The 24,090-nt window shown below is 57.8% G+C and carries 22 protein-coding genes and 1 pseudogene; 15 read left to right on the forward strand and 8 right to left on the reverse strand.

The genetic code is table 11. The features are described from left to right. Window positions 1–221: 221 nt before the first annotated feature. Window positions 222–1,163 carry a GlxA family transcriptional regulator gene (locus QMQ05_RS13300; RefSeq protein ID WP_345470736.1) on the reverse strand — a complete coding sequence of 314 codons (942 nt, stop codon included), beginning with the start codon at window positions 1,161–1,163 and terminating at the stop codon, window positions 222–224. Between the two features lie 107 nt (window positions 1,164–1,270). Between QMQ05_RS13300 and QMQ05_RS13305 the strand changes: the two genes are divergently transcribed. The 5 genes and pseudogenes from QMQ05_RS13305 (at window position 1,271) to QMQ05_RS13325 (ending at window position 8,239) form a co-directional block, all read left to right on the forward strand. After that, complete coding sequence (locus tag QMQ05_RS13305) at window positions 1,271–1,582, forward strand: putative quinol monooxygenase (RefSeq protein ID WP_027020518.1); 312 nt, start codon at window positions 1,271–1,273, stop codon at window positions 1,580–1,582. Between the two features lie 633 nt (window positions 1,583–2,215). Then, window positions 2,216–3,477: pseudogene (locus QMQ05_RS13310) on the forward strand (ISL3 family transposase). A 294-nt stretch (window positions 3,478–3,771) separates the two neighbouring features. Continuing rightward, window positions 3,772–5,175 carry an NAD-dependent epimerase/dehydratase family protein gene (locus QMQ05_RS13315; protein ID WP_345470739.1) on the forward strand — a complete coding sequence of 468 codons (1,404 nt, stop codon included), beginning with the start codon at window positions 3,772–3,774 and terminating at the stop codon, window positions 5,173–5,175. A gap of 216 nt (window positions 5,176–5,391) precedes the next feature. Continuing rightward, window positions 5,392–7,017, forward strand: a complete 1,626-nt coding sequence (locus tag QMQ05_RS13320) for a biotin carboxylase (RefSeq protein WP_345470741.1) — start codon at window positions 5,392–5,394, stop codon at window positions 7,015–7,017. Further along, window positions 7,007–8,239: a serine hydrolase domain-containing protein gene (locus QMQ05_RS13325; protein WP_345470744.1), complete on the forward strand. Its 1,233-nt coding sequence runs from the start codon at window positions 7,007–7,009 to the stop codon at window positions 8,237–8,239. The genes QMQ05_RS13320 and QMQ05_RS13325 overlap by 11 nt, the downstream gene beginning before the upstream one ends. 73 nt (window positions 8,240–8,312) lie before the next feature. On the opposite strand, the gene QMQ05_RS13330 is transcribed toward QMQ05_RS13325, so the two are convergent. After that, a complete protein-coding gene (locus QMQ05_RS13330) occupies window positions 8,313–11,039 on the reverse strand; it encodes an aminotransferase class I/II-fold pyridoxal phosphate-dependent enzyme (RefSeq protein WP_345470746.1) in 2,727 nt (908 codons plus the stop codon). Between the two features lie 361 nt (window positions 11,040–11,400). Between QMQ05_RS13330 and QMQ05_RS13335 the strand changes: the two genes are divergently transcribed. Next, window positions 11,401–11,820, forward strand: a complete 420-nt coding sequence (locus QMQ05_RS13335) for a hypothetical protein (protein WP_345470748.1) — start codon at window positions 11,401–11,403, stop codon at window positions 11,818–11,820. Between the two features lie 55 nt (window positions 11,821–11,875). On the opposite strand, the gene QMQ05_RS13340 is transcribed toward QMQ05_RS13335, so the two are convergent. Next, the gene (locus QMQ05_RS13340; protein WP_345470750.1) at window positions 11,876–12,841 is read right to left on the reverse strand and encodes an Lrp/AsnC family transcriptional regulator; all 966 of its coding nucleotides are present in this window, start codon (window positions 12,839–12,841) and stop codon (window positions 11,876–11,878) included. Between the two features lie 242 nt (window positions 12,842–13,083). On the opposite strand from QMQ05_RS13340, the gene QMQ05_RS13345 reads away from it, so the two are divergent. The 9 genes from QMQ05_RS13345 to QMQ05_RS13385 all read left to right on the forward strand — a co-directional run bounded on the left by QMQ05_RS13345 (window position 13,084) and on the right by QMQ05_RS13385 (window position 19,205). Further along, window positions 13,084–13,830: a DUF5058 family protein gene (locus QMQ05_RS13345; protein WP_345470752.1), complete on the forward strand. Its 747-nt coding sequence runs from the start codon at window positions 13,084–13,086 to the stop codon at window positions 13,828–13,830. A 9-nt stretch (window positions 13,831–13,839) separates the two neighbouring features. After that, a complete protein-coding gene (locus QMQ05_RS13350) occupies window positions 13,840–14,559 on the forward strand; it encodes a hypothetical protein (protein WP_345470754.1) in 720 nt (239 codons plus the stop codon). Between the two features lie 13 nt (window positions 14,560–14,572). After that, window positions 14,573–15,781 (forward strand): amidohydrolase, encoded by a 1,209-nt coding sequence (locus tag QMQ05_RS13355; RefSeq protein ID WP_345470756.1) that lies wholly within the window; start codon window positions 14,573–14,575, stop codon window positions 15,779–15,781. 66 nt (window positions 15,782–15,847) lie between these two features. Then, window positions 15,848–16,729 carry a helix-turn-helix transcriptional regulator gene (locus QMQ05_RS13360; RefSeq protein WP_345470758.1) on the forward strand — a complete coding sequence of 294 codons (882 nt, stop codon included), beginning with the start codon at window positions 15,848–15,850 and terminating at the stop codon, window positions 16,727–16,729. A gap of 141 nt (window positions 16,730–16,870) precedes the next feature. Continuing rightward, window positions 16,871–17,014, forward strand: a complete 144-nt coding sequence (locus QMQ05_RS13365; protein WP_345470760.1) for an SDR family NAD(P)-dependent oxidoreductase — start codon at window positions 16,871–16,873, stop codon at window positions 17,012–17,014. A gap of 3 nt (window positions 17,015–17,017) precedes the next feature. Beyond that, window positions 17,018–17,536: an SDR family oxidoreductase gene (locus tag QMQ05_RS13370; protein ID WP_345474750.1), complete on the forward strand. Its 519-nt coding sequence runs from the start codon at window positions 17,018–17,020 to the stop codon at window positions 17,534–17,536. Between the two features lie 44 nt (window positions 17,537–17,580). Beyond that, window positions 17,581–18,012 carry a cupin domain-containing protein gene (locus tag QMQ05_RS13375; RefSeq protein WP_345470762.1) on the forward strand — a complete coding sequence of 144 codons (432 nt, stop codon included), beginning with the start codon at window positions 17,581–17,583 and terminating at the stop codon, window positions 18,010–18,012. Between the two features lie 2 nt (window positions 18,013–18,014). Then, the gene (locus QMQ05_RS13380; RefSeq protein WP_345470764.1) at window positions 18,015–18,872 is read left to right on the forward strand and encodes an aldo/keto reductase; all 858 of its coding nucleotides are present in this window, start codon (window positions 18,015–18,017) and stop codon (window positions 18,870–18,872) included. 9 nt (window positions 18,873–18,881) lie between these two features. Beyond that, a complete protein-coding gene (locus QMQ05_RS13385; RefSeq protein ID WP_345470766.1) occupies window positions 18,882–19,205 on the forward strand; it encodes a carboxymuconolactone decarboxylase family protein in 324 nt (107 codons plus the stop codon). A gap of 49 nt (window positions 19,206–19,254) precedes the next feature. On the opposite strand, the gene QMQ05_RS13390 is transcribed toward QMQ05_RS13385, so the two are convergent. The 5 genes from QMQ05_RS13390 to mmsB form a co-directional block, all read right to left on the reverse strand. Further along, a complete protein-coding gene (locus QMQ05_RS13390; protein WP_345470768.1) occupies window positions 19,255–20,070 on the reverse strand; it encodes an HAD family hydrolase in 816 nt (271 codons plus the stop codon). A 6-nt stretch (window positions 20,071–20,076) separates the two neighbouring features. Then, window positions 20,077–20,886, reverse strand: a complete 810-nt coding sequence (ppgK, locus tag QMQ05_RS13395; protein WP_345470770.1) for a polyphosphate--glucose phosphotransferase — start codon at window positions 20,884–20,886, stop codon at window positions 20,077–20,079. Window positions 20,887–20,954: 68 nt separating this feature from the next. After that, window positions 20,955–22,019 (reverse strand): ROK family transcriptional regulator, encoded by a 1,065-nt coding sequence (locus QMQ05_RS13400; RefSeq protein ID WP_345470772.1) that lies wholly within the window; start codon window positions 22,017–22,019, stop codon window positions 20,955–20,957. Further along, entirely contained in the window at window positions 22,012–23,133 is a 1,122-nt protein-coding gene (locus QMQ05_RS13405) for an alcohol dehydrogenase catalytic domain-containing protein (protein WP_345470774.1), read from the reverse strand. The genes QMQ05_RS13400 and QMQ05_RS13405 overlap by 8 nt, the downstream gene beginning before the upstream one ends. 2 nt (window positions 23,134–23,135) lie before the next feature. After that, window positions 23,136–24,059, reverse strand: a complete 924-nt coding sequence (gene mmsB / locus QMQ05_RS13410) for a 3-hydroxyisobutyrate dehydrogenase (RefSeq protein WP_345470776.1) — start codon at window positions 24,057–24,059, stop codon at window positions 23,136–23,138. Between the last annotated feature and the right edge of the window lie 31 nt (window positions 24,060–24,090).

The following is a 24,090-nucleotide window of genomic DNA, read 5'->3' on the forward strand; positions in this document are numbered from 1 at the left end:
GACCTGACCGCCTTCGCGTCTCATCCCAATCGACCCTGATCGGGTCTGCTGATCCTCTCGACGAGAACGCAGCGACATCATAGCCACCCAACCCCGACCGTCCGGGAAGCCGGGGCACGTCGCATGGCCTGTGCTGCGGGCGTGTCGAGTGGGGCGTCCAGGGGCGACGCAGGAGCGTCGACCCGACGTGCTGAGAGGTGGTTCTAAGGCATGGCGATAGGTCAGGAACGGCGTCGCTCCCTGCGCAGGAGGGAGCGCAGAGTCTCGGCGTTCGCGTAGCCGACCCGTAGCGCGATCTCGGCGGAGGTGAGGTCCGTGGTTGCTGAGAGGTGCCGAGCTCGTTCGATGCGAAGCCGTTGGACGAAGCCGAGCGGAGTGAGGTTGAGCGCCGCACGGACTCGTCGTTCGAGGGTGCGCCGGCTGGTGCCGAGCGACTGCGCGACGAACGCGACGTTGAACGGTTCGTCCAGGCGGGCGCGCACGAAGCGTTCGAACTCGACGACGATCGGGTCCTCGTGCCGGAGATGTTCGTAGGCTACGAAGGCCGCCTGCGACGGACGCTCGTCGATGATGAGGAGCTTGGCGACATGTTGGGCCAGGTCGGGGCTGATCGATCGCACGAGTGAGAGCGCGAGGTCGATGTGGGCGAAGGCGGCGCCGGCGGTGACGAGGTTCCCGTCGACCACGACCATGGTGTCGAGATTGAGGTCGACGGTCGGATAGCGCTTCAGGAACTCCGGCCCCAGGAACCAGCTGGTCGTCGCCCGTCGATGATGCATCCGTCCGGTCTCGGCGACAGCGAACACGCCGGTGCACGCCGCGGCGATCCGGGTGGCCGCCTCGTCGAGGCGCCCGAGCGAGGCGATGACCGAACGAGCATCTCGGCTCTGGAGGGCGTCCTTGGTAGCGGCGGCCGTAAGGGTTCCAAGCGCAGGGACGACGACCACGTCGAACTCTCCGGACTCCGACAGCGGGTGGTCCACCGACAGGGTCATCGATGCCGTCGTGGTCACTCGCCGTTTCGGTCCAAGGATGGCGAGTTCGATCGGGTCGATCCGCGGGTCGACATCGCCGCGGGCTCCGTCGGCCACCCGCACGATGTCGATGATCGACGCGATAGCCGAACCGAAGCAGCCGTCGATCGCGATCAGTCCTATACGCATGACGTAAACAATAGCAATACTGCCGTATACGCCACTACCCACCGGCCCTCGCGCGTCATAAGCTGAACACGTACCACTAAGAACCACGACTTCAAGGAGAACCCCTCATGTCAACACCCGCATCACTTCCGTATGCCTTCGTCGCCAAGATCGTCGCGGCCGATGGACAGCACGACGCGCTCGCCGATCTGCTCGCCGGCGCTGTCGCACTCGCCAACGAAGAAGTAGGAACGATTGTCTGGTTCGCGGTCAGGACCCACGCCGACACCTTCTGGATCTTCGATGCATTCCCCGACGAGGCCGCTCGCGACGCCCACGCCAACGGCGCCATCGTCGCAGCCCTGATGGCCAACCAGCACCTCCTCAGCGCAGCACCCGAGATCCTGGCGGCCGACGTCCTCGCGTCCAAGCTCCCGTAGTCAGCCAACGCACGAGACCATCGCGCCCCGCCGAGCCGTCGCCAGGTCGCGACGCAACGCCACGCTGCGTTGCCGAGCGGTGCGAGGCCTATCGGCACACGGACAGGATGCCGGCCGCGAGCGCTCAGCCTGCGAGGGGTCCGTCGCAGAGGAGAGCGACGTCGGTGTCGGGCAGAGCCGTGAGGCCAGCGCATCGCGCGACCACCAGAACCGAACAGCCCCTGCCCTGCGTTTCCGCAGGGCAGGGGCTGTTCCCCGGAGCCGCCTGTCGGAATCGAACCGACGACCGAATCACGTCGGCTTTGCGTCTATCGCTTGATGCGCCCACTGGGCGAACGAGCCGCTGACCTGCGCAAACGCCGAGCGTGGGGGGACGCCGCCATCCGGTGGTGACCGACGACGACCGACCAGTACCGACCGTTTCACCGGAGCTTGCGGCGGCGTCGAAGCCGAGTAAGCTACATTCCTTTAGCTCACCGCGCCCTCCTCCTCGCCGGTCCCGTCGTCGTCGAAGACGTTTCAGGGGTCTTCTCAGATGACGGTGTAGGTCGGCCGGGCGCGTCGGTCCGCAGATAGACGTCGAGGTCTCCCGACGACGGAGGTTCCTACGCCATCCATCCGAAAGACCTCGACGTGTCCGACGCTACCCCGCCGGCCGGCTTCGGCCGCCCTGACCTGACCGCCTTCGCTCGACTCGACGGCCTCGGTCTGAGCGTGACCGGACAACGACTTGAACCTGATCAGTGGTGCCGACGGTGCGGCAGCGAAGACGCTGCTCGTGACACCGTGATCCGGCGGTTGGCCCAGGAGCCGCTGGGCTGGCGACCGACCGTGCTGGAAGTTGTAGTGCGCCGCTACCGCTGTGCCGACTGCGGACACGTGTGGCGCCAAGACACCAGCGCCGCGGCGGAGCCACGCGCGAAGCTCTCGCGCACCGGGCTGCGGTGGGCGCTGGACGGGATCGTGGTCGCACACCTCACCGTCGCCCGTGTCGCCGAGGGAATCGGGGTCGCATGGGACACCGCCAACAACGCGGTCCTGGCTGAAGGCAAGCGGCTGCTGATCAACGACCCCACGCGGTTTGAGGGCGTGAAGGTCATTGGCGTCGATGAGCACGTCTGGCGCCACACCAGGCGTGGCGACAAGTACGTCACCGTGATCATCGACCTCACCCCGGTCCGCGATGGCGCCGGCACAGCAAGGCTGCTGGACATGGTCGAGGGCCGGTCGAAGGCGGCGATGCCTTCCGTGACGCGGTCGACGTGGTCGCGATGGACGGCTTCACCGGGTTCAAGACCGCCGCTGCAGAGGAGATCCCGGACGCGGTCACGGTGATGGGTCTCTTCCACGTCGTGCGCCTGGCCGGTGACGCCCTCGACAGGTGCCGGCGCCGGGTCCAACTCGCGATCCACGGGCACCGTGGGTTCAGGGACGACCCGCTCTACAAGTCGCGGCACACGCTGCACACCAGCGCGGACCTGCTCACCGACAAGCCGAGCGACAGGCTACGCGCGCTGTTCGTTGATGACGCTCACGTCGAGGTCGAGGCGACCTGGGGTGTCTACCAGCGCATGATCGCCACCTATCGCCACGAGGACCGGTAACGTGGCCGCGAGCTCATGGAGAAGCTGATCACCGACCTCAGCGCCGGCGTCCCCAAGGTGCTCACCGAGCTCACCACCCTGGGCCGGACCCTGAAGAAGCGAGCCGCTGACGTGCTCGCCTACTTCGAACGACCCGGCACCAGCAACGGGCCGACCGAGGCGCTCAACGGATGGCTCGAACACCTGCGTGGCTCCGCACTCGGGTTCCGCAACCTGACCAACTACATCGCCCGAAGCCTGCTCGAGACCGGCGGCTTCAGACCCCAACTCCTACACCCCCGATTGGGATGAGCCGCTTTCCTGTGCCGTCAGCACGGGCACACTGAAAGCCCTGAGTCCTGCGGTGCTACGAAGAAGTGCGATAACACAGAGAAAGACCAGGAAAGCCATTGGTTGTTTCCCATAAACGGAAAGCGTCTTCTGCTTATGGAAAACCACCTAGTCCACTACCCACTCCAGCCGAGCCCACCCAACCGTTCACATTCCGCGTTCCGCTCTCAGCGCCGATGTCGTGGGTGCTGAACCGGTGCGAGCACAGTAGCCTTGAGCTATGCCCGATGTCCCGAGCTGGAAGGAACTACCACGATGAGCACCCAGAATAAATTCACCCACTGGCAGCGCACCGAAACCCAGTTCCTGGCCGCAGATCCCAAAGCCGTCTATTCCATCGTCGGCAACCTTTCGCAAACGGGCCTCTGGATGAAAAGCTTTGACGGCTTCGTCGTCCACGATGACCAGCGAGGCGTTGGCACCAAGGTGGATCTGCTTGCCCCGGGCAAGGTTTTCGGCCCGCTGCACCGCAACACCGCACCGTCCGGAACCATCACCCGGCGCAATCATCAAACACGCATGGTCGAGTTCACCCAGCCACAGCCAGCAGGCGAAATGACCCTGCGCTGGCAGGTCGATGAACACGAGAATGGCTGCCTGGTGCTTTTCACCGTCCAGCTCTCCGGGCCCGGCACCACGGCGTTCAAGTTCACCGTCGCCAACGCCTTGTGCAAGGACTTCGCCGTGGCAGCGGCACGGCTCTACAAGATCGTTGCGCCCACCGCGCACCGCAAGCGCGATGCCCAGATCGTGATCTCCGGCGGCCGCGGATTCCTCGGCCGCAACCTCGCCGCCGACCTGGTCTGCCGAGGCCTGCCGGTAGCGGTGCTTACCCGCAAGGCGGAGGCCGATTTCCCTGCCGAACAGTTCATCTGGGACGGCGTGCACCAAGGACCATGGACCGGCGCGCTGCGCAGCGACCACCCGGTCCACCTGATCAATTTGGCCGGAGAGCGCGTGGACAAGCGCAACACCCCGGCCAACATCGCAGCCCTCACCGACTCGCGAGTGACCTCCACCCAGACTCTGGCTCAGGCCGCGGCCTCGGCACCGAAGCTGGCCACCTGGATCCAGTCGAGCACCACCGCGATCTTCGGCGATGCCGGCGAAGCCGAGCTGACCGAATCCAGCCCCATCCCCAGCGACCACCGGGCGCTGCCCGAAATGACCGGCGTCGCTTCGGCATGGGAGCAGGCCTTTAATGAAGCAGAGGTGAACGCCGAGCAACGCTACATCCTGCGCACCTCGCTGGTGATGCACCCTGATGCTCCGCTGCTCGGTCCGCTGAACATGCTGGTGAATACCGGCCTGGGCGGAGCAATGGGCAACGGACAACAGTGGTTCAGCTGGATTGGCTTGCAAGATTGGCTGCACCTGATCCGTTGCATGCTCGGACTAGAAGAGCCGCAAATCCCGGCCGGCTTGGTACATGGAACCAGTCCCTGGCCATTGCGGAATACCGAAGTCATGGCCGCCCTGCGATCCATCGCCGGACTGCCAGGCCTGCCCACCGGGTCGGTTCTGCCAAGGATTGGCGCCGCCGTCATGGGCTCCAATGCGCGGGTGGCCCTGACCGGCCGAAAAGTCACCAGCGAAGTCTTGGCCCAGGCAGGTTTTGAATTCCAGGAAACGGATTTTGCGGCCACCATCGCTGGCTAGCCTGTCGAAATAGTCGGTAACGTTGCCTGCCCATTGACCCCGCATCCGGGTCTTTTGCCTAGTCATAGGCCAAAGTCCACGGTGCGGGGTCAATGTTCACCGCGCGTTCATCGCAAAAGTCTCTGTTGCTCACGGACAGCATTGAGCATGAAACTGTCACGCATTCTATCGTGCCCTCGACCTCCTTCAGACAGTTTCAAAGGACAGCAACACATCATGGCCAATATCCTTGAAGCCCACGCCCCGGCTTCTCGTCCCCGCATGCCCAAGCCAAGCGACCTGGACAAGCTGCGTCACAAGGCACGCACCGCTACAGATCATCTGAGCGCGAACGTGGCTGTTGATGCCGCCTACAACCAGGAAATGCCAGAGGCGATCTCCAACAAGGTCCTGCCCTTTGAACGCAAGCTGAAGAACATGAGCGAAGTCCGCCATTTCTTCCGCACCAACAAGACCCCCATATTCTTCCTCGGTGCTACCCCGGTCAACCTGCTCGGCCTGGACCGCTGGGTCCGCAAGTTCAGCTACATCACCTACTACGACGGCTGGGATGGCCACCACCCTCGCGTCTTCACTCCAGCCGAGAAGCCCTACATCGAGTTCCAGAGCGCCGAAGAGATCAACAACTGGCTGCTGGAAAACCCGGAAGTTCGCGAATACATCGACTCCCAGTGCACCCCAGGCGGGCCTCGGCCCAAAATTGCCATGGTGTTCTTCGATGAGGACACCGAAGCCATCTGCGAGGAACTGGGCTATGACCTGATCCTGCCCTCCGCCGCCCTGCGCGAGGAACTTGACTCGAAGATTGTCACCACCAAGCTCGGCAACGCCGCCGGTGCCCCATCGGTCCCCAACATCCTGGGCAAGGCATCGACCTACGATGAGCTCATGGCGCTGGCTGATGAAGCAGGGCTGGGTGATGATCTGGTCGTCCAGACCCCGTACGGCGATTCGGGAAAGACCACCTTCTTCATCGACTCCAAGCAGCAGTGGAAGCAGTACTCCAAGAACATCATCGGCGAAGAGCTGAAGGTCATGAAGCGGATCAATAACCAGCCGGTTGCCGTAGAAGCCGTCCTGACCGGATGCGGCACCGTGGTGGGACCGATCCTGACCGAACTGGCCGGTTACAAAGAACTCACCCCTTACAAGGGCGGCTGGTGTGGCAATGAAATGCACCCAGATGTCCTCACCGATTCGCAACGTTCACGCACCATCGATTTGGTTCGTAAGGTCGGCACCGGCCTAGAAAGCGCCGGCTACCGAGGCTTCTTTGAGGTCGATGTTCTGGTTGATACCGATACCGACGAGGTCTACCTCGGCGAACTGAATCCACGAATCTCCGGCGCCAGCGCCATCACCAACGTCACCGCCGGCGCCTACGCCGATGTGCCGCTGTTCCTCTTCCACCTCCTCGAATTCTTGGATGTCGAATTTGAGTTGGACGTTGATGAAATCAACGAACGCTGGGAAGAAATGAGTGGAGCTGATATTTGGAGCCACATGATCATCAAAGAAACCGATGACATTCTCCAATACATCACCCACGCACCACGTACCGGAAAGTACTTCCTAGATTCGCGGGGGAAGCTACAGTTCTCTCGCGCCGCTTTGGACTGGCACCAACTGCAATCTCATAAAGAAGCATTCTTCCTGCGCATCTATGGTGTGGAAGACTACCGCTGGAAAGGGGCCGACCTTGGGGTCCTGGTCACCAAGGCCAAACTTCAATACGAAGGCAAGAAGAAGACAAAGCTCAGCATTGACGCCAAGCACTTCATCTCCTCTATCCGCTCTCAGTACAAGGGCATTGACGTTCCAACGGCAGAGCATGGCGACTGAGGCTACCGACGCCGCCGCACCCGAGTCGGCCAATACCTCCGGTGACTCCAGTAATGCGCTGAACATCGCTACCTGGCAGTACCCGCAGAACATCAAACGCTCCTTCCAGAACATCGCTCGTATTCACCCCACGGTGAAGGTCTCGCGCGGTGACGGCCCCATTGTGAAATTGCACTTGGCCGAAGAAAAAATGGGCAAGTTGGAAGTGGCGAAGGCCAGCATCACCGATCCGGCGTTGACCGTGCGCGGGGTCATGCACGCGACAAACACCGACGCGGTGCTGATCATGCACAACGGCCGAATCCTCTGGGAAAAGTACTACAACACCATGACTTCGCTGACCGATCATCTGCTGATGTCGGTGAGTAAAACTTTGGTTGGTACCTTGGCAGGTGCGCTCATTGACGCGGACCTGTTAGACCCGGAGCAAGAGATCACCAAGTATGTGCCGGCGCTAGCCACCAGTGGTTATGCCGGGGCGCGTGTGCGGGATATTTTGGATATGCGTTCTGGGATTAAATTCTCGGAAGAGTATCTAGACCCGGGTGCCGAAGTCCGACTGCTTGAGGAAGCCATCGGGTGGGCCCCTTCGCACGGAACCATCGGGCCTATCGGCATGTACGAATTCTTGCGGACGCTGCAGGCAAAGTCCGCCCATGGTGGTCCTTTTGAGTATCGTTCGTGTGAAACCGACGTTCTAGGATGGGTTCTCGAATCTGTTGGTGGCGCGCCGATGCAAGAACTACTCTCGGACTACATCTGGTCAAAAATTGGTGCTCAACAAGACCTTGTCATGGGTGTGGATCAGTTCGGAACCGGCATGTTTGATGGTGGCTTTAATGCCACCTTGCGCGACCTTGCCCGCTTTGGACATATGTATGTCAACGGCGGTCGCGCTTTGACCGGAAAACAGGTCGTTTCCGAGGCTTGGCTGGCCGATACCTACACCGCAGATCCATTGCAGCTGCAGGCGTTCGCTCAGTCGCCCAGTGACAATATGATGCCAGGGGGCCGGTATCGAAATCAGATCTGGTTCCCGAATCCGGTCACCAATGCGGCGGTAGCGTTGGGGATCCATGGCCAAATGATCTACATGGATCCGGCCACCAAAATGGTCGCGGTCAAGCTCTCCAGTTGGCCATTGCCACAGGACGCTTCAAAGCTCTTCCCTACCATCAGGGCGTTTGAAGCGGTCTCCAACTACCTGGCAAATCATGAATAACAACCGCAGCTAAAAACGGGGAAACACCCACATCAGTAGGTGTTTCCCCGTTTTTGCGCCTCCGCGAGCTGTCTTACTTGTTCAGTTCCTCCAAGGATTCAAGGGTGAATACCTGATAGCCGAGGTCTTGGTGATAACCATGGATCTCTCGGGTATCAAGCCGGTCCATGTAATCAAGAATGTTCACCGTGACTACTTGCCCAGGCACGAGGACAGGGAATCCTGGCGGGTAGGGAGTAACAAACACAGCAGAGACGATCTGCTGACCGGACTCGATTCTTTCGCGAATCTGGGTCGAGGACAGAAAGTGCGTCGCAGGATCTTGATAGGTCAGATAGTAGGCCTTGCGTAAGTCCCCACTGCCGCCGCCGGTATCAAATTCTGGCGCGAAAAAGCTAAAGTCCGGCATGCAGATCTGGTCCGGGTCCAATGTCTTTCCCATGGCCAGGACCCGCCCGTCAAGACGTTTTTTACGTTCCAGCTCTTCAGCGATTTTTACCAAGACTTCGATCAGGTGAGCCACCGCCGAGCGGGTGGTGCCGATATTAGTCATGAGCAATACCGAGGTTCGGCTGGTCTTATTGACCTGGATTGAATGCCCATCCATCAGGTACTGGTGTTTGAACGTATCCCCGTCCACGCCGGTCCTGCTGATATCTAGGGTCAAACGCGATGGGTCCACGACAAACTCATCGTTTTGCCATGCTTCATCCCACGCAGCGAGTCCGTCACGGACCGGCATCGCACTGCTGGAGCACCGGTATTCGTCGGGGATTAGATCCTTGGAATCAAGAATCCGGAAGTACTTGCCCAATAAGGTGTTGCGCGCCATGGCGCGACAAATGGACTGTGCCAGATCCACCTGACGCTGCACTAGGGCATAGCCTTCCAGTTCTGCCTGCCGGCGTCCAATATCCAGTGAGGCAAGGATCTGATAGTTCGGCGAGGTTGACGTATGTGTCATATACGCCTCGCGGAAGGCGTTGAGATTACGCATCGCAAAGTCTTGATCAAAGACATGAATCATCGATCCCTGACGCAAGGAAGTCAGGGTCTTATGCGTGGATTGTGTCGAATACACACGTAGCCGAACCTGCTCTGGGTCCGGTATCAAACGGTTGTTGAGCCACGCTTCATCATTGTCTGGCTCATTCTTGGTCCCGGGCGCAGGTAAGTTCTTCGCTTGCTGCGCATAACGTTGTTGGTATTCGGCAGTTTCCATATCCTCTTCGAGTACCTTCGCAACGCTCATCGCGGTACGCTGCCGGTACACCGGATGGAAACTGGCAAAGGCAAACCAGGCTTCATCCCAGAGGAAAACCAGATCTGGCTTGATGGCCAAGCATTCCTCCATGACCCTGCGTGGGTCATAGATAATTCCGTCAAAGGTGCAGTTGGTCAGGGTGATCATCTTGACCTTGTGCAATAGGCCTTCCCGACGCAGTTGCAAGAGCCGGCTCTTGATTTCCCGCAGTGGCACGGCCCCGTACATTGAGTGCTCATTGAGCGGGTAGGCCTCTAGATAGCTCACGTGGGCACCGGCCAGTACCAGCGAATAGTGGTGGGACTTATGGCAGTTGCGGTCCACCAAGACGATATCCCCCGGGGCCAGAATCGATTGGTGCACGATCTTGTTGGCCGTCGAGGTGCCGTTGGTGACGAAGTAGGTGCGGTGACTGCCAAAGGCACGGGCAGCTAATTCATGAGCGTCCTTGATGGAGCTCTTCGGATCCAGTAAGGAGTCCAGCCCGCCGGAAGTTGCCGAAGTTTCGGCCAGCAAGAGGTTCTTGCCATAAAACTCCACAAGGTCTCGGGCCCAAGGAGAATTCTGCACCGAGCCGGAACGAGAAATTGGCATGGCATGGAATACCCCGCCAGGGCGCTTGGCATACTTCTGCAGAGCATAGAAAAACGGCGTGTGGTACCGCTCGATGACTTCGGCAACGATAGAGAGATGCAGATCCATGCCATCATTGCGCGAGAAGATGCGACGGAATCGACCGGTGATTTCGTGAGCAATGGATTCCAAGGCGACACCGGCGATCAAGTACACCGGAAGCTGCGGGTGCAGCTTGTCGAGGATCTTTTCTAGATCCAACAATCGCTGGATCTGCCGGGTTGATTCAAAGTATCCGGCGGTGCGATTAGTAATGAATTTTTGCAGGGTGGAAGAGAGCCTGCGTCGGGTGGTCAATTCAAAGCGGGCGGTCAGCACCACGCCCTGAATGCTGGGATTAATCAGGACCGCGGCCAGCGCATCTTCAACGCTAGGCACCACAATAAAGTTGTAATGGAAGGGATCGGTGCGCTGTCGTTGCGCTGCCAGTTCCTCGGTGAATCGTTGAATCTCATCGGCTGGCCCATTGTCCAGCAGTAGGATCTCGACCATCGGCACATAGGGTTTCGTTCCATTAGGAGCACCGCTGCCCAGCTCCTCGGGATCGACCTGGGCACCCTCGTGACCTTCAAGATCAACGTATTGAGTCGTGGTCCTGAATGACTGGTTGGCTTGGTAGACCAGTTGCATTGCGTCGGCGTAGTGGCCGTTGGACATGAGTCCAGCAACTTCGTTGAAATAGTCCAAGCCGGGGTTTGCCCAATATGGTTCGATCGCGGCTAAGAGCCCCAGTAATCGACCGGCTTCCAATTCGTGTTCCTTGCGACCGGGTTCATCTTGATGTTCTGAGGAAATCTCACTCAGCACGTATCCAAGGTGCTCCCACGCGTCTTTGCGTTTTCGCCATGCACTTTCTGGAGTTGCAACAGCCTGTTTCTTCCCGAAGGTCAACCTCTTGCTCACGGTTGCCGGTATTCCTTTCACCTGCCTGGTTAACTGGTTGTTAACCTTCTGAGTCGTCTTCAGTGCACTCAGTAGAGCGAGAATATGTCACTACCCGGCGGTAGCGGGGCAAAAATTGGCTTATTACGTAGTTTGTTGACCTACACGCCAAAGTTTCATCTGGCATTTACCTTGCCCAAGTTCAAAGGAAAATGGCGACCACTAATAGATGAATTGTTTCGTAGCAGACGGTGGCCGAGGTCTTCCTGTCGGATACCTTTCACGACAAATGTATGATTGGCCTGATTGCTGTTGTGGTTCTCAAGGAGAAAATAGTTCTATGCCATCTTGGAGTTCCCTCTTCTCCGGTATAAAGAATCGAGTGGCTTCAAAATCGTCCCCGGAAGCAACAGTCTATGTGGTGTGGGGTGAGCAAAGCAGCCCGTATCCGGATCTGGAACACTTCGAGCCGATCATTGGAATCGTAGTAACTGAACAAGAATGCATTGCCCTCGAAGAAAAGTACCCCCACGTAAACGTCAGTTGGGAAGAACGCAAAGTATCAGACGCCCAGAAGGGCGTCATCACCACAGCACTGCCCCTGTATCTGACGCATACCACTTTGGAGCAATACGACGTAGATAACGAAGGGAATCTGCTTTTCGGGATCATGGATTTTCCGCGGCCTTCGGGGCTGTATTTCACTCGTGAAGCCGCCGAGCACGAGGCACCCGACGAGTATCTACATCTTGTGCGCATCGGTGAGATAGATCTTCATGGCGTCGGCGAGCTTTTAGACTAGGTCTCCCCACCGGCTTGGAAACCGGTCATCGAGCCCTCGTTGATCAACGGCATGCTTAGTTGTGGGGTAATTCTTCGACCATGCGTCCACCACGTTTGCGCGCTCCGAGCACCATTGACGTGCGTAGCTGGACCATCTCGCCCCAGTTGGTGGCTGCAATGAATTCGTAGAGATCGCGTTGGCTTTCTACTGTGACATCCACCAGGAGCTGTGCGTCTCCAGCCACCGCGGCAACATAGCGGACCTGAGGCAGGGTCTTGAGCATATTTCCTAGCGCATCCACACTTGCCGGTGAGACTTGAATCCATAACAAGGCTTCAACCCGGTATCCCATCAAGGCCGGGTCAACAAGGGTGCGGATGCTGATGTGTTCTCCGCGAAGCAAACTATCCAACCTGCGTGAGACCGAGGTTTCGCTCATCCGCACTTGCCGCGAAATACTGTCAATACTCGCCCGTCCATTAGTGCGCAGCACGTCCACAATCAAACGGTCACTGGGCGACATGGCTTCTGTCGGATTCCACGATGTAAGTTCACTGCCGGCGCTGGGTCTTAGCGCTGCTTCTTGCGCTTCGCTCAGTTCTCCGGCCCGCCAGGCGCGGATGGTTTTGAAGTATTTCAGTATCGGATAGATCTGGATGCTGCTGAGCCCCGGTGTCGCTGGCAGCTGCAGGGTCAGAATATCTTCTAGACCACCGTCGTAGTGAAGTTCGCTGACAACATCACTTTCACCAGTGACCATATAGGTGAAGGAAGTGTCGGCACGTTGGGATATGGCTTCACTGGCGACCGGAATGGTGCCAGGCGCACATTTGAGCGAAGCGATCACTGCCGCTTTCCGGTGGGCGATGGCAGCCACCTTGATTTTCCCCTCGTCTAGGAGTGCAGAGCCATAGCGGGCCACGGTTCTTTCTGGTTCGCCGATGACCTTGGCAATCTTTCGCCATGTTGCTCTGCCATCTGCTTGTAAGGCAATGACGATTCGTTGTTCAACCTCGCTCAGCACTTCATTCTCAGCCATAGGTTCCACTCTCAGGCCAAATTCTGTATTAGGCAAGGAATATCTCGTCAATGAACTCTATTATTTCGCGTTATCCCTTGCGCTTTTCCCCGTTTTAGAAGCAATAGATCGATAGATTTGGGGATTTTCGACAAAAATCTGGCTAAATCTGCCAGATCTTGTTTGCCGCCTGAGAATGGCGGATCGTTGACTTCCATAGAGACGCGCATCACATTAAGCGGTGCCCGAGACAAGGAGTTCACATGACCACGCAAAGAATCTTGGCAGCAGGTGATCCAGCTTCAACGGACATCTGGGCATTAGCTAATTCGCCCGTCCTCTGGTTCTGTGCGTTGGGAGTCTTTGCGGTCATTTTCGTCCAATGCATTCTCTACTCGCGGGCCGTCAAGAAAGCCGCACCGCACGTGGACATGCCACTGGCAGAAGTCAAAGAATCTTTCCGCGCCGGCGCCGTCGCCTCAATCGGCCCCTCCCTCGCCGTGGTACTTGTGGCCATCGCGTTGCTGGCACTCTTCGGCACTCCAGCAGTTCTAGTCCGTATCGGATTGATCGGATCGGCCGCTGCTGAGACCGGTTCGGCCAGTATTTCTGCAAGCACCATGGGTGCGGCCCTAGGCGGAGATAGCTACACCCAGCAAGTCTTCGGTGTGGCCTTCATGGCCATGAGCTTGTCGGGAGCCATGTGGATGATCTGCACACTGATCATGACTCCACTACTGAAAAAGGGTGGAAATACGCTCTCCAAGCGCAATCCGGCCGTCATGGCATTGGTGCCCACCGCAGCCCTGCTTGGTGCCTTCAGCGCTCTGACTATTGCTGAACTTCCAAAATCCAATGTGCACCTGATACTGGTTTGCATCTCGGCCGCCATGATGGGGCTGTGCCTCTACCTTGCCAAAGTCCTGCACATTAAGTGGCTGAAGGAATGGGCTTTAGGCATCGCCATCGTCGTTTCCATTGTTGCCGCATACTTCCTGCACACCGCTTAAGGATCCATCATGACTACGACATCACAACTTTCCAGCGCCGACGCCTCGATCGCACGTTTTGAGAAGCAAACCAGCCGTTATGGCCGGAACACCATGCTCATTGGTCTGGTGCTCTCCTTGATCGGCCCTATCTACATTGCCTTCTTCAGTGGTTTGGAAATCACCGGGTCCATGATCTGGGTGGCGTTCCTGGCAGTGGCCGGAACCTTCGGGGTGCTCTGGTTCGTCGAGCCTCTGACCTACTTCCCTATCCTGGGTTCTGCCGCGATGTACCAGGCGTTCATGATCGGGAACATTTCCAATAAATTGCTCCCGGCGGCCATCGTCGCTCAATCCACCATCGGCGCCAAGCCTGGTACCAAACGCGGTGATCTAGCTGCGGTCATGGCGATCTGTGGCGCCGCCACCGTTCACCTGACCAGCCTGTTGTTGCTCGTCGGTGTACTGGGTACCTGGTTGGTGTCGCTGATCCCAGCCGACGTCATTGAGGTGGCCCGACTGTACATCATGCCCTCACTGATGGGTGCGGTGCTGGTGCAAAGCATCGTGGCCATGAAGTCCTTCCGCCCGACGGTGATCGCCATCGTGCTGGCCCTGCTCATGAACTTTGTGCTCGTGCCATTGGCCCCAACCCTGGGAATGTTTGCCACCGCCATCGTAGTGATTTGCTCCATCCTCTTCTCCTGGTTGTTGCGTAACCGCAAAACCACCTACTCAACAGAAAGCTAAGGGACCTAGAACAATGCTGAAGACTATCCAGCTCACCGACGCCGAAACCAGTAAGCTTCACGAAGACTACCTGCACCTGCATCAGAGTCCGGAGCTGTCCATGCAGGAACACAATACCGCCGCGTTTATCGAAGCAAGCCTGAGCGAAATAGGAATTGAACATTTCCGTTGCGGCTCAACCGGAGTCGTGGCCACCTTGCGCAATGGTGAAGGACCGGTCGTCGCCTTCCGCGCGGACAGTGATGGACTACCTATCCAGGAAGCGACCAACGTTGACTATGCTTCCACCGCTCGTGGCACCCTGGCTGATGGTACCGATGTGCCGGTCATGCACGGTTGCGGGCATGACACCCATGTGGCCAGCGCCTTGGCTGCCGCACGGATTCTTGTGCGCAACACCGATGCGTGGCATGGAACGGTAATCTTCATTTTCCAGCCGGGTGAGGAGACTAGCGCCGGCGCTGCTGCGATGGTTGCCGATGGGCTGTGGGATAAGGTTCCGCACCCTCAGGTGGTACTAGGCCAGCATGTTTTCCCTTTTGCTTCGGGAAACATTTGTGTGACCCCGGAATCAGCCATGGCTATGGCCGATTCATTAGAGGTCACGCTCTATGGCAAACAGGCTCACGGTTCGCAACCGCAGGACTCCATTGATCCGATCGTTTTGGGCGCCAACATTATTACCCGGCTCCAGACCATCACCTCTCGGGAGCTTAGCCCCTTGGATTCTGCGGTTGTGACCTGCGGGTCATTCCATGCCGGGTTGAAGGAAAACATCATCCCTGACACTGCTGTTTTCACCCTGAATATTCGTACCCTCACCGAATCGGTGCGTGCTCAAGTCCTCTCAGCGGTGAGCCGAATTATCAATGCTGAAGCTGCCGCATCAAACGCTCCTGAACCTCGAATCACCGAGCTCTACACCTTCCCGCGTTTATTCAATGATCCGCAGCATACCGAGGCGTTGGTCTCGGTATTCGGTGAAGAATTCGGAGCAGAAAACATCCGTTTGGTTCCTCCTGCGATGGGCTCCGAAGACTTCGGTGCGTTAGGTGATGCCATTAACGTTCCCAGCGTTTTCTGGATGTTCGGCGGGGCGTCCCCCGAAGATCCAGCTCCGGCAGTAAACCACTCCCCGTTCTTCTTGCCGGAATACCGTGGCGCTTTGAACACCGGAGTCCGTGCCGCTGTGGCCGGTATGCTGCACTATCTGGGGCGTTAGGTCAGCGCCAAGGAGGTACCGAGAGAGACTGTCTCGGTACCTCCTTCGTGTCTTACTATCGAAGCTATGGACACCCGTAGTGAGGTTCGCGAGTTTTTGACCTCGCGCCGAGAGAAAGTAACTCCCGAACAAGTTGGACTGCCGCGTGGCACCAACCGGCGAGTCAAGGGATTACGTCGTACCGAAGTCGCCGTACTGGCAGGTATGAGCGTGGAGTATTACACCAAGCTCGAACGTGGCGGCATCAGCGGAGCTTCCCGGGAAATACTTGATGCCGTGGCCAAGGCCCTACTACTGAATGATGCCGAGCGCGCGCACCTCTTTAACCTGGCAGATGCTGCCGGTCCCATTGGCCGTCCGGTAAAACGTCAATCTTCCAAGCACTGGGTTCCTAGCCAAGGGTTGCAGTGGGCGTTGGAAGGATTTACCGCAGGGCCAGCATTCGTCCGCAATGGACGTCTTGATCTTTTAGCGGCCAATCCGGTAGGCAAGGCCTTCTATTCTCAGCTCTATGATGTCCCGGGTCAGGAACCGAATTTTGCCCGGCACACTTTCCTTGATGAGCGTGCGAAACAGTTCTATCCGCAGTGGGATGTCATGGCTGATATTACTGTGGCGATCTTGCCCACCGAAGCTGCTCGCGACCCACACAACAAAGAATTCCATGACCTCATCGGTGAGCTATCCACCCGTTCAGCCGAATTTCGCACTCGCTGGGGTAAGCACAACGTGCGTCATCACGGAAGCGGCGTCAAGACCTTCCACCACCCGATAGTCGGCGAAGTGACTTTGGCCTTCGAAGGTATGGACATGGAATCGGAGCATGGTTATACGCTAACGATTTATGCACCGGAACCGGGCTCCGCTTCGGCAGAACGAATCCAGCTTCTGGCGTCGTGGATAACCAGTGAGCAGAGCGCACCAACACGTTCACTAGCTCAAAGCTAAAGGTTCGCAGCCCTGCTGTGCGGCCGCGTTCCGGCTAGCCGGGTCCTTCCCGTTAGTGGTACTCACAGGGTCTCCCTGAAACGATTTTCAGTGCTTACAGTGAAAATGTAAGACACAAAATTGTTGATGGAGGGAATCTTTGTGAGCACCGTGGCGATTATTGGGGCAGGTCCCGGACTGGGACTGGCTGTGGCACAGAAATTTGGTCAGTCGGGATTCTCTATCGCGCTGATCTCACGAACACAGCATCATCTCGACTCGCTAACCGCGTCACTGAATGAATAAAACATTACTGCTCGTGGATACGCTGCAGATGCCCGCAACCCTGAGCAGTTGCGCGATGCCTTGACCCAAGCAGCCGCTGAGCTCGGAGAAATTCAGGTGCTCCAGTACTCGCCGGTGCCAGCCGGTGACTTCATGAAGCCGGTACTCGAAACTTCGGCGGCAGATCTGATCGGCCCCATCGAACAGTCGGTCTACGGGCCGGTCACGGCAATAAATCATGTCCTTCCCGCTATGCGTGAACGTGGCGATGGGACCATCCTGCTGATCAATGGCAGCAGTGCGGTCCGTCCCAACGGCAACGTCACCGGCACTTCGGTAGCCTTCGCTGCTGAGTCCGCGTATGGCCAGATACTCCATGGCGCGCTCGCTCCCGAGGGCATCCATGTAGCCCAACTGATCATTCCGCACGCTATCGGGGCGTCCGAGCCAGATCATGAACCAGCGGCCCTCGCCGAAACCATTTTTGGCCTGCACCAAAACCCTTCCGAATTCCGTACTTTCGTCGGCGGAAACGCACTCTAACCTTGTCCTCACACATCATCTAGGTGAACTACCACTAAGGAATCATGATGACCGAAAAATCTTTTGACCAACCCTTCGCTCAAGGCGAGCCAAATGACGGATTTGCCCAATACTTCAGCGGACAAAGTTACCTTGCTCCACTAGCCGAAGGCAGCGTTCCACTGCATAACGTCACCTTTGAACCGGGGTGCCGCAACAACTGGCACATTCACCACGGACAAGAGGGCGGCGGAGACCAAATCCTGATCTGTACCGCTGGTTCCGGCTGGTACCAGGCCGAAGGCGAAGAACCAATCAGCATGGTTCCAGGCACCGTCATCCGCGTCCCAGCAGGAACCAAGCACTGGCACGGCGCGAAGGCTGAGCAGTGGTTCAACCATCTTGCCTACATCACCCCGGGCGAAGGCCTGCGCAACGAATGGCTTGAACCAGTAAGTGATGAGACCTACCAGCAGCTAGCATCCAAGGGAGAATAACTATGAGCATCTTGAAGGAAACCTATACGCTGTCCAACTCGGTGACCATACCGAAGTTGGGTCTGGGAACGTGGTTTATTGATGACGAGGCCGCACCAGCTGCGGTGCGCTCCGCCATTGATCTTGGATACCGCAATATCGACACTGCCCAGGCTTACGGCAACGAACGAGGCGTGGGAGAAGGTCTACGTTCCAGTGCAGTGCCACGGGAAGAACTCTTCGTCTCAACAAAGCTTGCTGCCGAGATCAAGGACTACGATCAAGCAGTCGCCGCGATTGATGAATCTTTGGAAAAGCTAGGGCTGGACTACATGGATCTCATGCTGATCCATGCTCCACAGCCTTGGGATCAGTTCCGCGGCGATGACTTCTCAGATGGTAATCTCGCGGCGTGGAAGGCCCTAGAGGAGGCCTATAAGGCAGGAAAGTTGCGCTCTATCGGCGTCTCCAATTTCCTCGAATCAGATCTGCAAAACATCATCGATAACGCTGAAATCGCTCCGCAGGTCAACCAAATTCTGGTCCATGCGGGAAACACGCCAACGGAGTTGATCAACTTCTGCCAGCAGAAGAACATCATTGTTCAGGCCTACTCCCCCATCGGACACGGTGAGATTCTTGGCAACGATACGATCAACGAGATCGCTTCACGCTACGAAGTGACTGTTCCACAGTTGTGCATCAAGTACACCATCCAGCTGGGGACCGTTTCCCTGCCCAAGACGGCAAATCCTGAGCACATGAAATCCAATGCCGCGCTTGACTTTGAGATTTCAGAATCAGATATGCAGATCCTGCAGGATCTTCACGAACGCGATTATGGTGATTCCAGCATGTTCCCTGTCTACAGCGGAAAGTAGGAATGACTCATGACTGAAAAGGTCACTGCTGGGCGCGACGCCATGGGCGAATTTGCACCTAAATTTGCAGCATTAAACGACGATGTGCTCTTCGGCGAGGTGTGGAGTCGCACCACGCAGCTACCGGCCCGAGACAGAAGCATTGTCACCGTGACCGCGTTGCTCTCCAGCGGTATTCTCGATAGTTCCTTAGAACATCATCCACGTCTGGCAAAGGCAAATGCGGTAACGGCCGAAGAGATCGCTGAAGTGATCACCCATGCGGCGTTTTATGTCGGATGGCCCAAAGCTTGGGCAGCGCTTCGGTTAGCCAAAGACATCTACGCACAATAAGTTCTGCCCTCCATGCCAGGAGATTTCCTGACATGGAGGGCAGAAGTATTTAAAGCCGTGTGCGCCCGTCCAAATATGCGCGCAAGACCTGCAAGACACCGTGCTCGGTATTGGCTGGAGCCCTGAAGTTTGCTGCTTGCGCCACCTCGGGATGGGCATTGGCCATCGCGAAAGAATAGGTGGCAGCCTTGATCATTTCCAGATCATTAGGGTAATCGCCAAACACTACTGTTTCGTCATCGCTGATGCCCAGTTCTTTCTGCAGGGCGCCTAAAGCTAGCCCCTTGTGCACTCCATGATTCATGGCATCAACCCAGTGACTACCGGAGATTACGACCTGCAGTGGTACATCAAGCGCTACAGCCATTTCTTGAACCTTGCCGGAGCCCACGTTTACTGCCATCTTCATGATCTCGTCCTGAACCTCTTCAAGGTTCTCAACGACCTGCACGGCTCGGTAGTAGTGGGCCACCGCCTGCATGAATTTATCATCCGTGCGCTCGACATACGCGGTACGCCGTCCGCACAAGACCAACCCTGCATCTAACGCGCCCTGCTCTCGCACGGCCTTAATGACCGCTTTGACCGACGAGGTCTGGATAATGTTGGAGAAAACCTCGTTCTCTCCATCCATCACGACGGTGCCGTTTTCGGCGATGATGGCAATTTCTCCCAGTGGGGCGAACTGATCACGCAGGGTCGCAAATTGACGTCCAGAAGCGGGCACAAATTTGATGCCTCGCTGTTGTAACTGGTCAATCACGCCCCAGGCTTCATCTGGGATTTGACCTTCACCGTCCAAAAATGTGCCGTCCATGTCGACAGCTACTAGTTTGATCTGGGCGTTCGGGTCAATCGTGTGCATGGGTTCCTAATTGCCAGGATGCATAGCGCGATGAGCGGCGCCCAACACTCCGGCGGCGTTGTTGAATTCTGCAGGTACGAGTTTTGCTCTCAGATCCAGCTTAGGCAAGAAATGCTCATGATCCTCGGAGATTGCGCCACCGATGACAATCAAGTCAGGGCTACACAAGAATTCCACATGGGAAAGGTAACGCTGCAGGCGGGCAATGTACTGTTCCCAGCTCAGGTTTTCTTCGCGCATCACGCGGGCCGCGGCTTTACTTTCGGCGTCAAAACCGTCGATTTCTAGGTGTCCAAATTCAACGTTCGGGAACAGTACCCCATCGCGGAAGAAGGCAGAACCGATACCAGTGCCCAAGGTCAGCAACAAGGTGCTGCCCTTCAGTGGCTGGCCATCCTTGGACCCTGCTCCTGCGTAGACTTCGGCGACACCGGCAGCATCTGCATCGTTCAGTAGGTAGACTTCGCGCTCGAGCACCTTGCTGAGCATGGAGGTAGCATCCAGGCCAATCCAGGCCTTGTCGATGTTCGCTGCCGAATGCACGACGCCGTCGATGACGATGCCTGGCACGGTCACGCCTGCTGGCAGACCTGCGAGATCTTCGCCCGTGACTTCTTGTAAGTCACGAATAATTTGCGCCATGACCTCTGCGACAGCCTCTGGATGCGCACCTTCAGGGGTGAGCGCTTTATTAAAGGTACTTTCGACAAGTTTTCCGTCGGTTCCCACCAGGGCGTACTTGATCGATGATCCGCCCATGTCAAGGCCGATGGCAGCGAACTGCGACTTGGATGCCGGTGCGGCAGATGTTGCCATCAGGATTCTCCCCAACGTTGCAAAGAAATTTTAAGGACTCTTTACGATATAAAGCTTCCGCCGTTTGGTCAACGTTCGCGGTAGTTTTCCCAAAGATTAAGTAAGGCGACTTCCCGCGCACCGGCAATCGCTCCGTGCGCAGCAGATTGCGCGTCAAGAGATGAAGGACGCACCGAGACCGGGACCAACAACTTATCGTTCAACTCTTCGGCCAGCGCTGCGCACAATTCTTCACTCACCGCGGGCCCCGTCACCACTAGCTGTTGCGGGTCAACAAAGCCCACCAGGTTAGCTAGCACCTGACTCAGTGGTTTGAGGAACCCCGGCCAGGTTCGTTGATCCGCCAGACGCTCCCACAAAATGCGAGTTTGGAACATGCCAACCTCACCGAGGACTTCGCGAAGATTCTTATCCCCCAGCAATTGATTCTCTAACTCACCGGCCGTGCCATGTCGTCCGCGGTGAAGCTTTCCGTCGATGACCAGTCCAGCACCCAAACCTGAACCGATGTACACCATCATCAACGACCCCTCGGTCTCCGAGGCCTCTGCCAGCGCCATCCAGTTCACGTCATTATCCAAAATGACCGGAATTTCAGCATCAAAAAGACCCGCTAGGTTAGCACCCGACGCAGGGAAAATAACGGTGGGCACCACTCGTTGTGCCTCGGCACGCAACACCGGGGCCGCCTGACTGACTCCTGCGGCCAACAGCGGTGACTTTAGCTGTTTATGCACCCGAGCGATCTCGGTGGCAGCCATCTTCTCCACCTCGGCTGCACTGCTTTTCGGGGTCAAAGGGTACATCCGGTCAACCAAAACACGTCCCGATAAGGAAGTGGCTCGCACCTGCAAGGCTTCCGCTTGCAGACACAACGCCAGCAGGTGGCCGAAGTCGTCACGCAGGGCATAGCGTTCCGGAGTTCGACCGCGCTTGGTCTCTGATGGGCGCTCAATTGCGGTAGCTAACCCATTTTCTTCAAGCCGAGAGATCGCTTGGGAGGCCGTAGGCTTGGAGATCCCAAGATCCGCGGAAATTTGGGTGCGAGTGGCCGGGGCAGCACACAGGTAATCAAATACCCGAATATCGGTCAGAGTAGCCAGGGCCCGTGGGCCTGCGGTCGAATCAGTCACCCCTCAATCCTACGTCGAGCGGCAACAACACTTGGCGTACCGACCGTCCTTCGGCCAGTTCATCGAGGGCCTCATTGATTTCCGCCATGGGCCGGGTCCGTACCAGTTGTTGCAAAGGTAGCTTTCCCGCTCGCCAGAGCCCCTCATAGTAGGGAATATCCTTGGCTGGCAGGGCAGAACCCATATAACTGCCGATGATGGTTCGTGCCCCGGCCGTCAGTGATAACGGTTCAATACTGCTCATTGCTCCGGGCGCTGGCAGTCCAACGGTCACCAGTGTTCCACCGACGGCGGTAGCTTCCAGAGCCGTTTCGAAAGCCCTGGGATGCCCGGCTGCTTCAATAACGATCGACGCGGTGCACCCTCGCAATTCCTGCGGTGTACAGGCCTGATCGGCGCCCAGCTCCAGCGCCACCGCCAGCTTGTCCTCATTAGCATCGATGGCCAAAATTGTGCCGGTGGTGCGTTGTCCCACGGCCACCAACAAGGCCGCCATGCCTACCCCGCCAAGTCCCACAATGGCCACGTCTTCGGAGCCGGTGGCCCGTGCCGCATTGCGCAAGGCCCCACCACCGGTGAGTACCGCGCAACCGAGCACTGCCGCGACTTCTGGCGGTACGTCATTACCGACCGGCACCACAGAGCGAGCATCCATCACCGCATATTGCGCGAAGGCCGAGACTCCCAGATGATGGTGGACACTGTGGCCGTCGACCTGTAGTCGGCGAGCGCCGGTCAGCAGTGTGCCAGCCGTATTGGCTTCGGTGCCAGCGGTACAAGGCAGTTTGCCACCGGTGGCACAGGCAGCGCAGTTTTCACAGCGTGGCAAGAACACGGAGATGACCTGTTGGCCTATCTCAAGGTCTACCCCTGCACCGACCTGCTCCACGATGCCTGCGGATTCATGACCCAGGACCATGGGCACCGGTCGCGGCCGGTTCCCATCGATCACCGACAAATCGGAGTGGCACAGGCCGGCAGCGGTAATGCGGACCAGTACTTCCCCGGGGCCCGGCGCATCCAGCTGGACTTCACGCAGTGTCAAGGGCCGATGCTGGACGTAGGGCCGTGAGTTCTCCCGTTGTTCCAGCACAGCAGCCTGGATGAGCTTCATCGTTAGCTCGCTTGCTGTGGGTTCCAGCCACGGACTTTCTCATCCGGCAACAGGTTTTTAACAATCAGTGAGCAGTCTTTATCCCCAAGCCCTTGACCGATCAGTTCATCAAAGTGGTCCTTGGCCAGGGCTGCTGCTGGTAGTCGCACCCCGGTGCTTTCGCCAGCATCCAGGGCCAGTCCGATGTCCTTGCGGGCTAAGTCCGTGCGGAAGGTGGCTTCAAAGTTGTTGTTGGCTGCAGCGGTGTCGATGATATCGGGGACCGGGTACCAGGTTTGCTGCGCCCAGGAACGTCCCGAAGATACGGAGGCGATCTCCCAGAACACCTTGGGATCCAGACCAAGTTTTTCGGCCAACTGTGATCCTTCGGCGCTGGCCATCAGATCGATAAAGAGCATCATATTGTTGCAGATCTTGGCCGCGATGCCCATGCTGGCAGCTCCCGCGGCGATGGTCCGCCCGCTCATCGGGGCTATATATTCGGTAGCTCGCTCCATGAGCGTTGCCTCGCCGCCGAGCATGAAGGCCAGGGTTCCTGCCGCTGCCCCGGAGATTCCTCCAGAGACCGGGGCATCCACAAAGTTCAGTCCACGTTGCGCGGAACCTTCATGGATGTAGCGTGAGGTTTCAATATCCACGGTTGAAGAATCGATCAGCAGCATCTGCTCGGTGGCACTAGCCCAGATCCCCGACTCCCCCTCGTAGACCGAGCGCACGTGCTGCCCCTTGGGAAGCATGGTGAATACCGCGTCAGCTGAATCCATGGCTTCGGCGATGGAACCGACGATCTCTACGCCGCCTTGGGCCGCTACCTCGCAGGCCTGCTCGTTGAGGTCAAAACCTTTGACGGCATGTCCGGCCGCCACCAGATTAGCGGTCATGGGGCCGCCCATATTGCCTAGGCCAATCCATGCATAGTTGCTCATCAAACTACCCCTCACCGTTGAGTTTTGTTTT

Origin of the sequence: Glutamicibacter sp. B1, assembly GCF_039602135.1 — a bacterium.
Lineage (GTDB): Bacteria > Actinomycetota > Actinomycetes > Actinomycetales > Micrococcaceae > Glutamicibacter > Glutamicibacter ectropisis.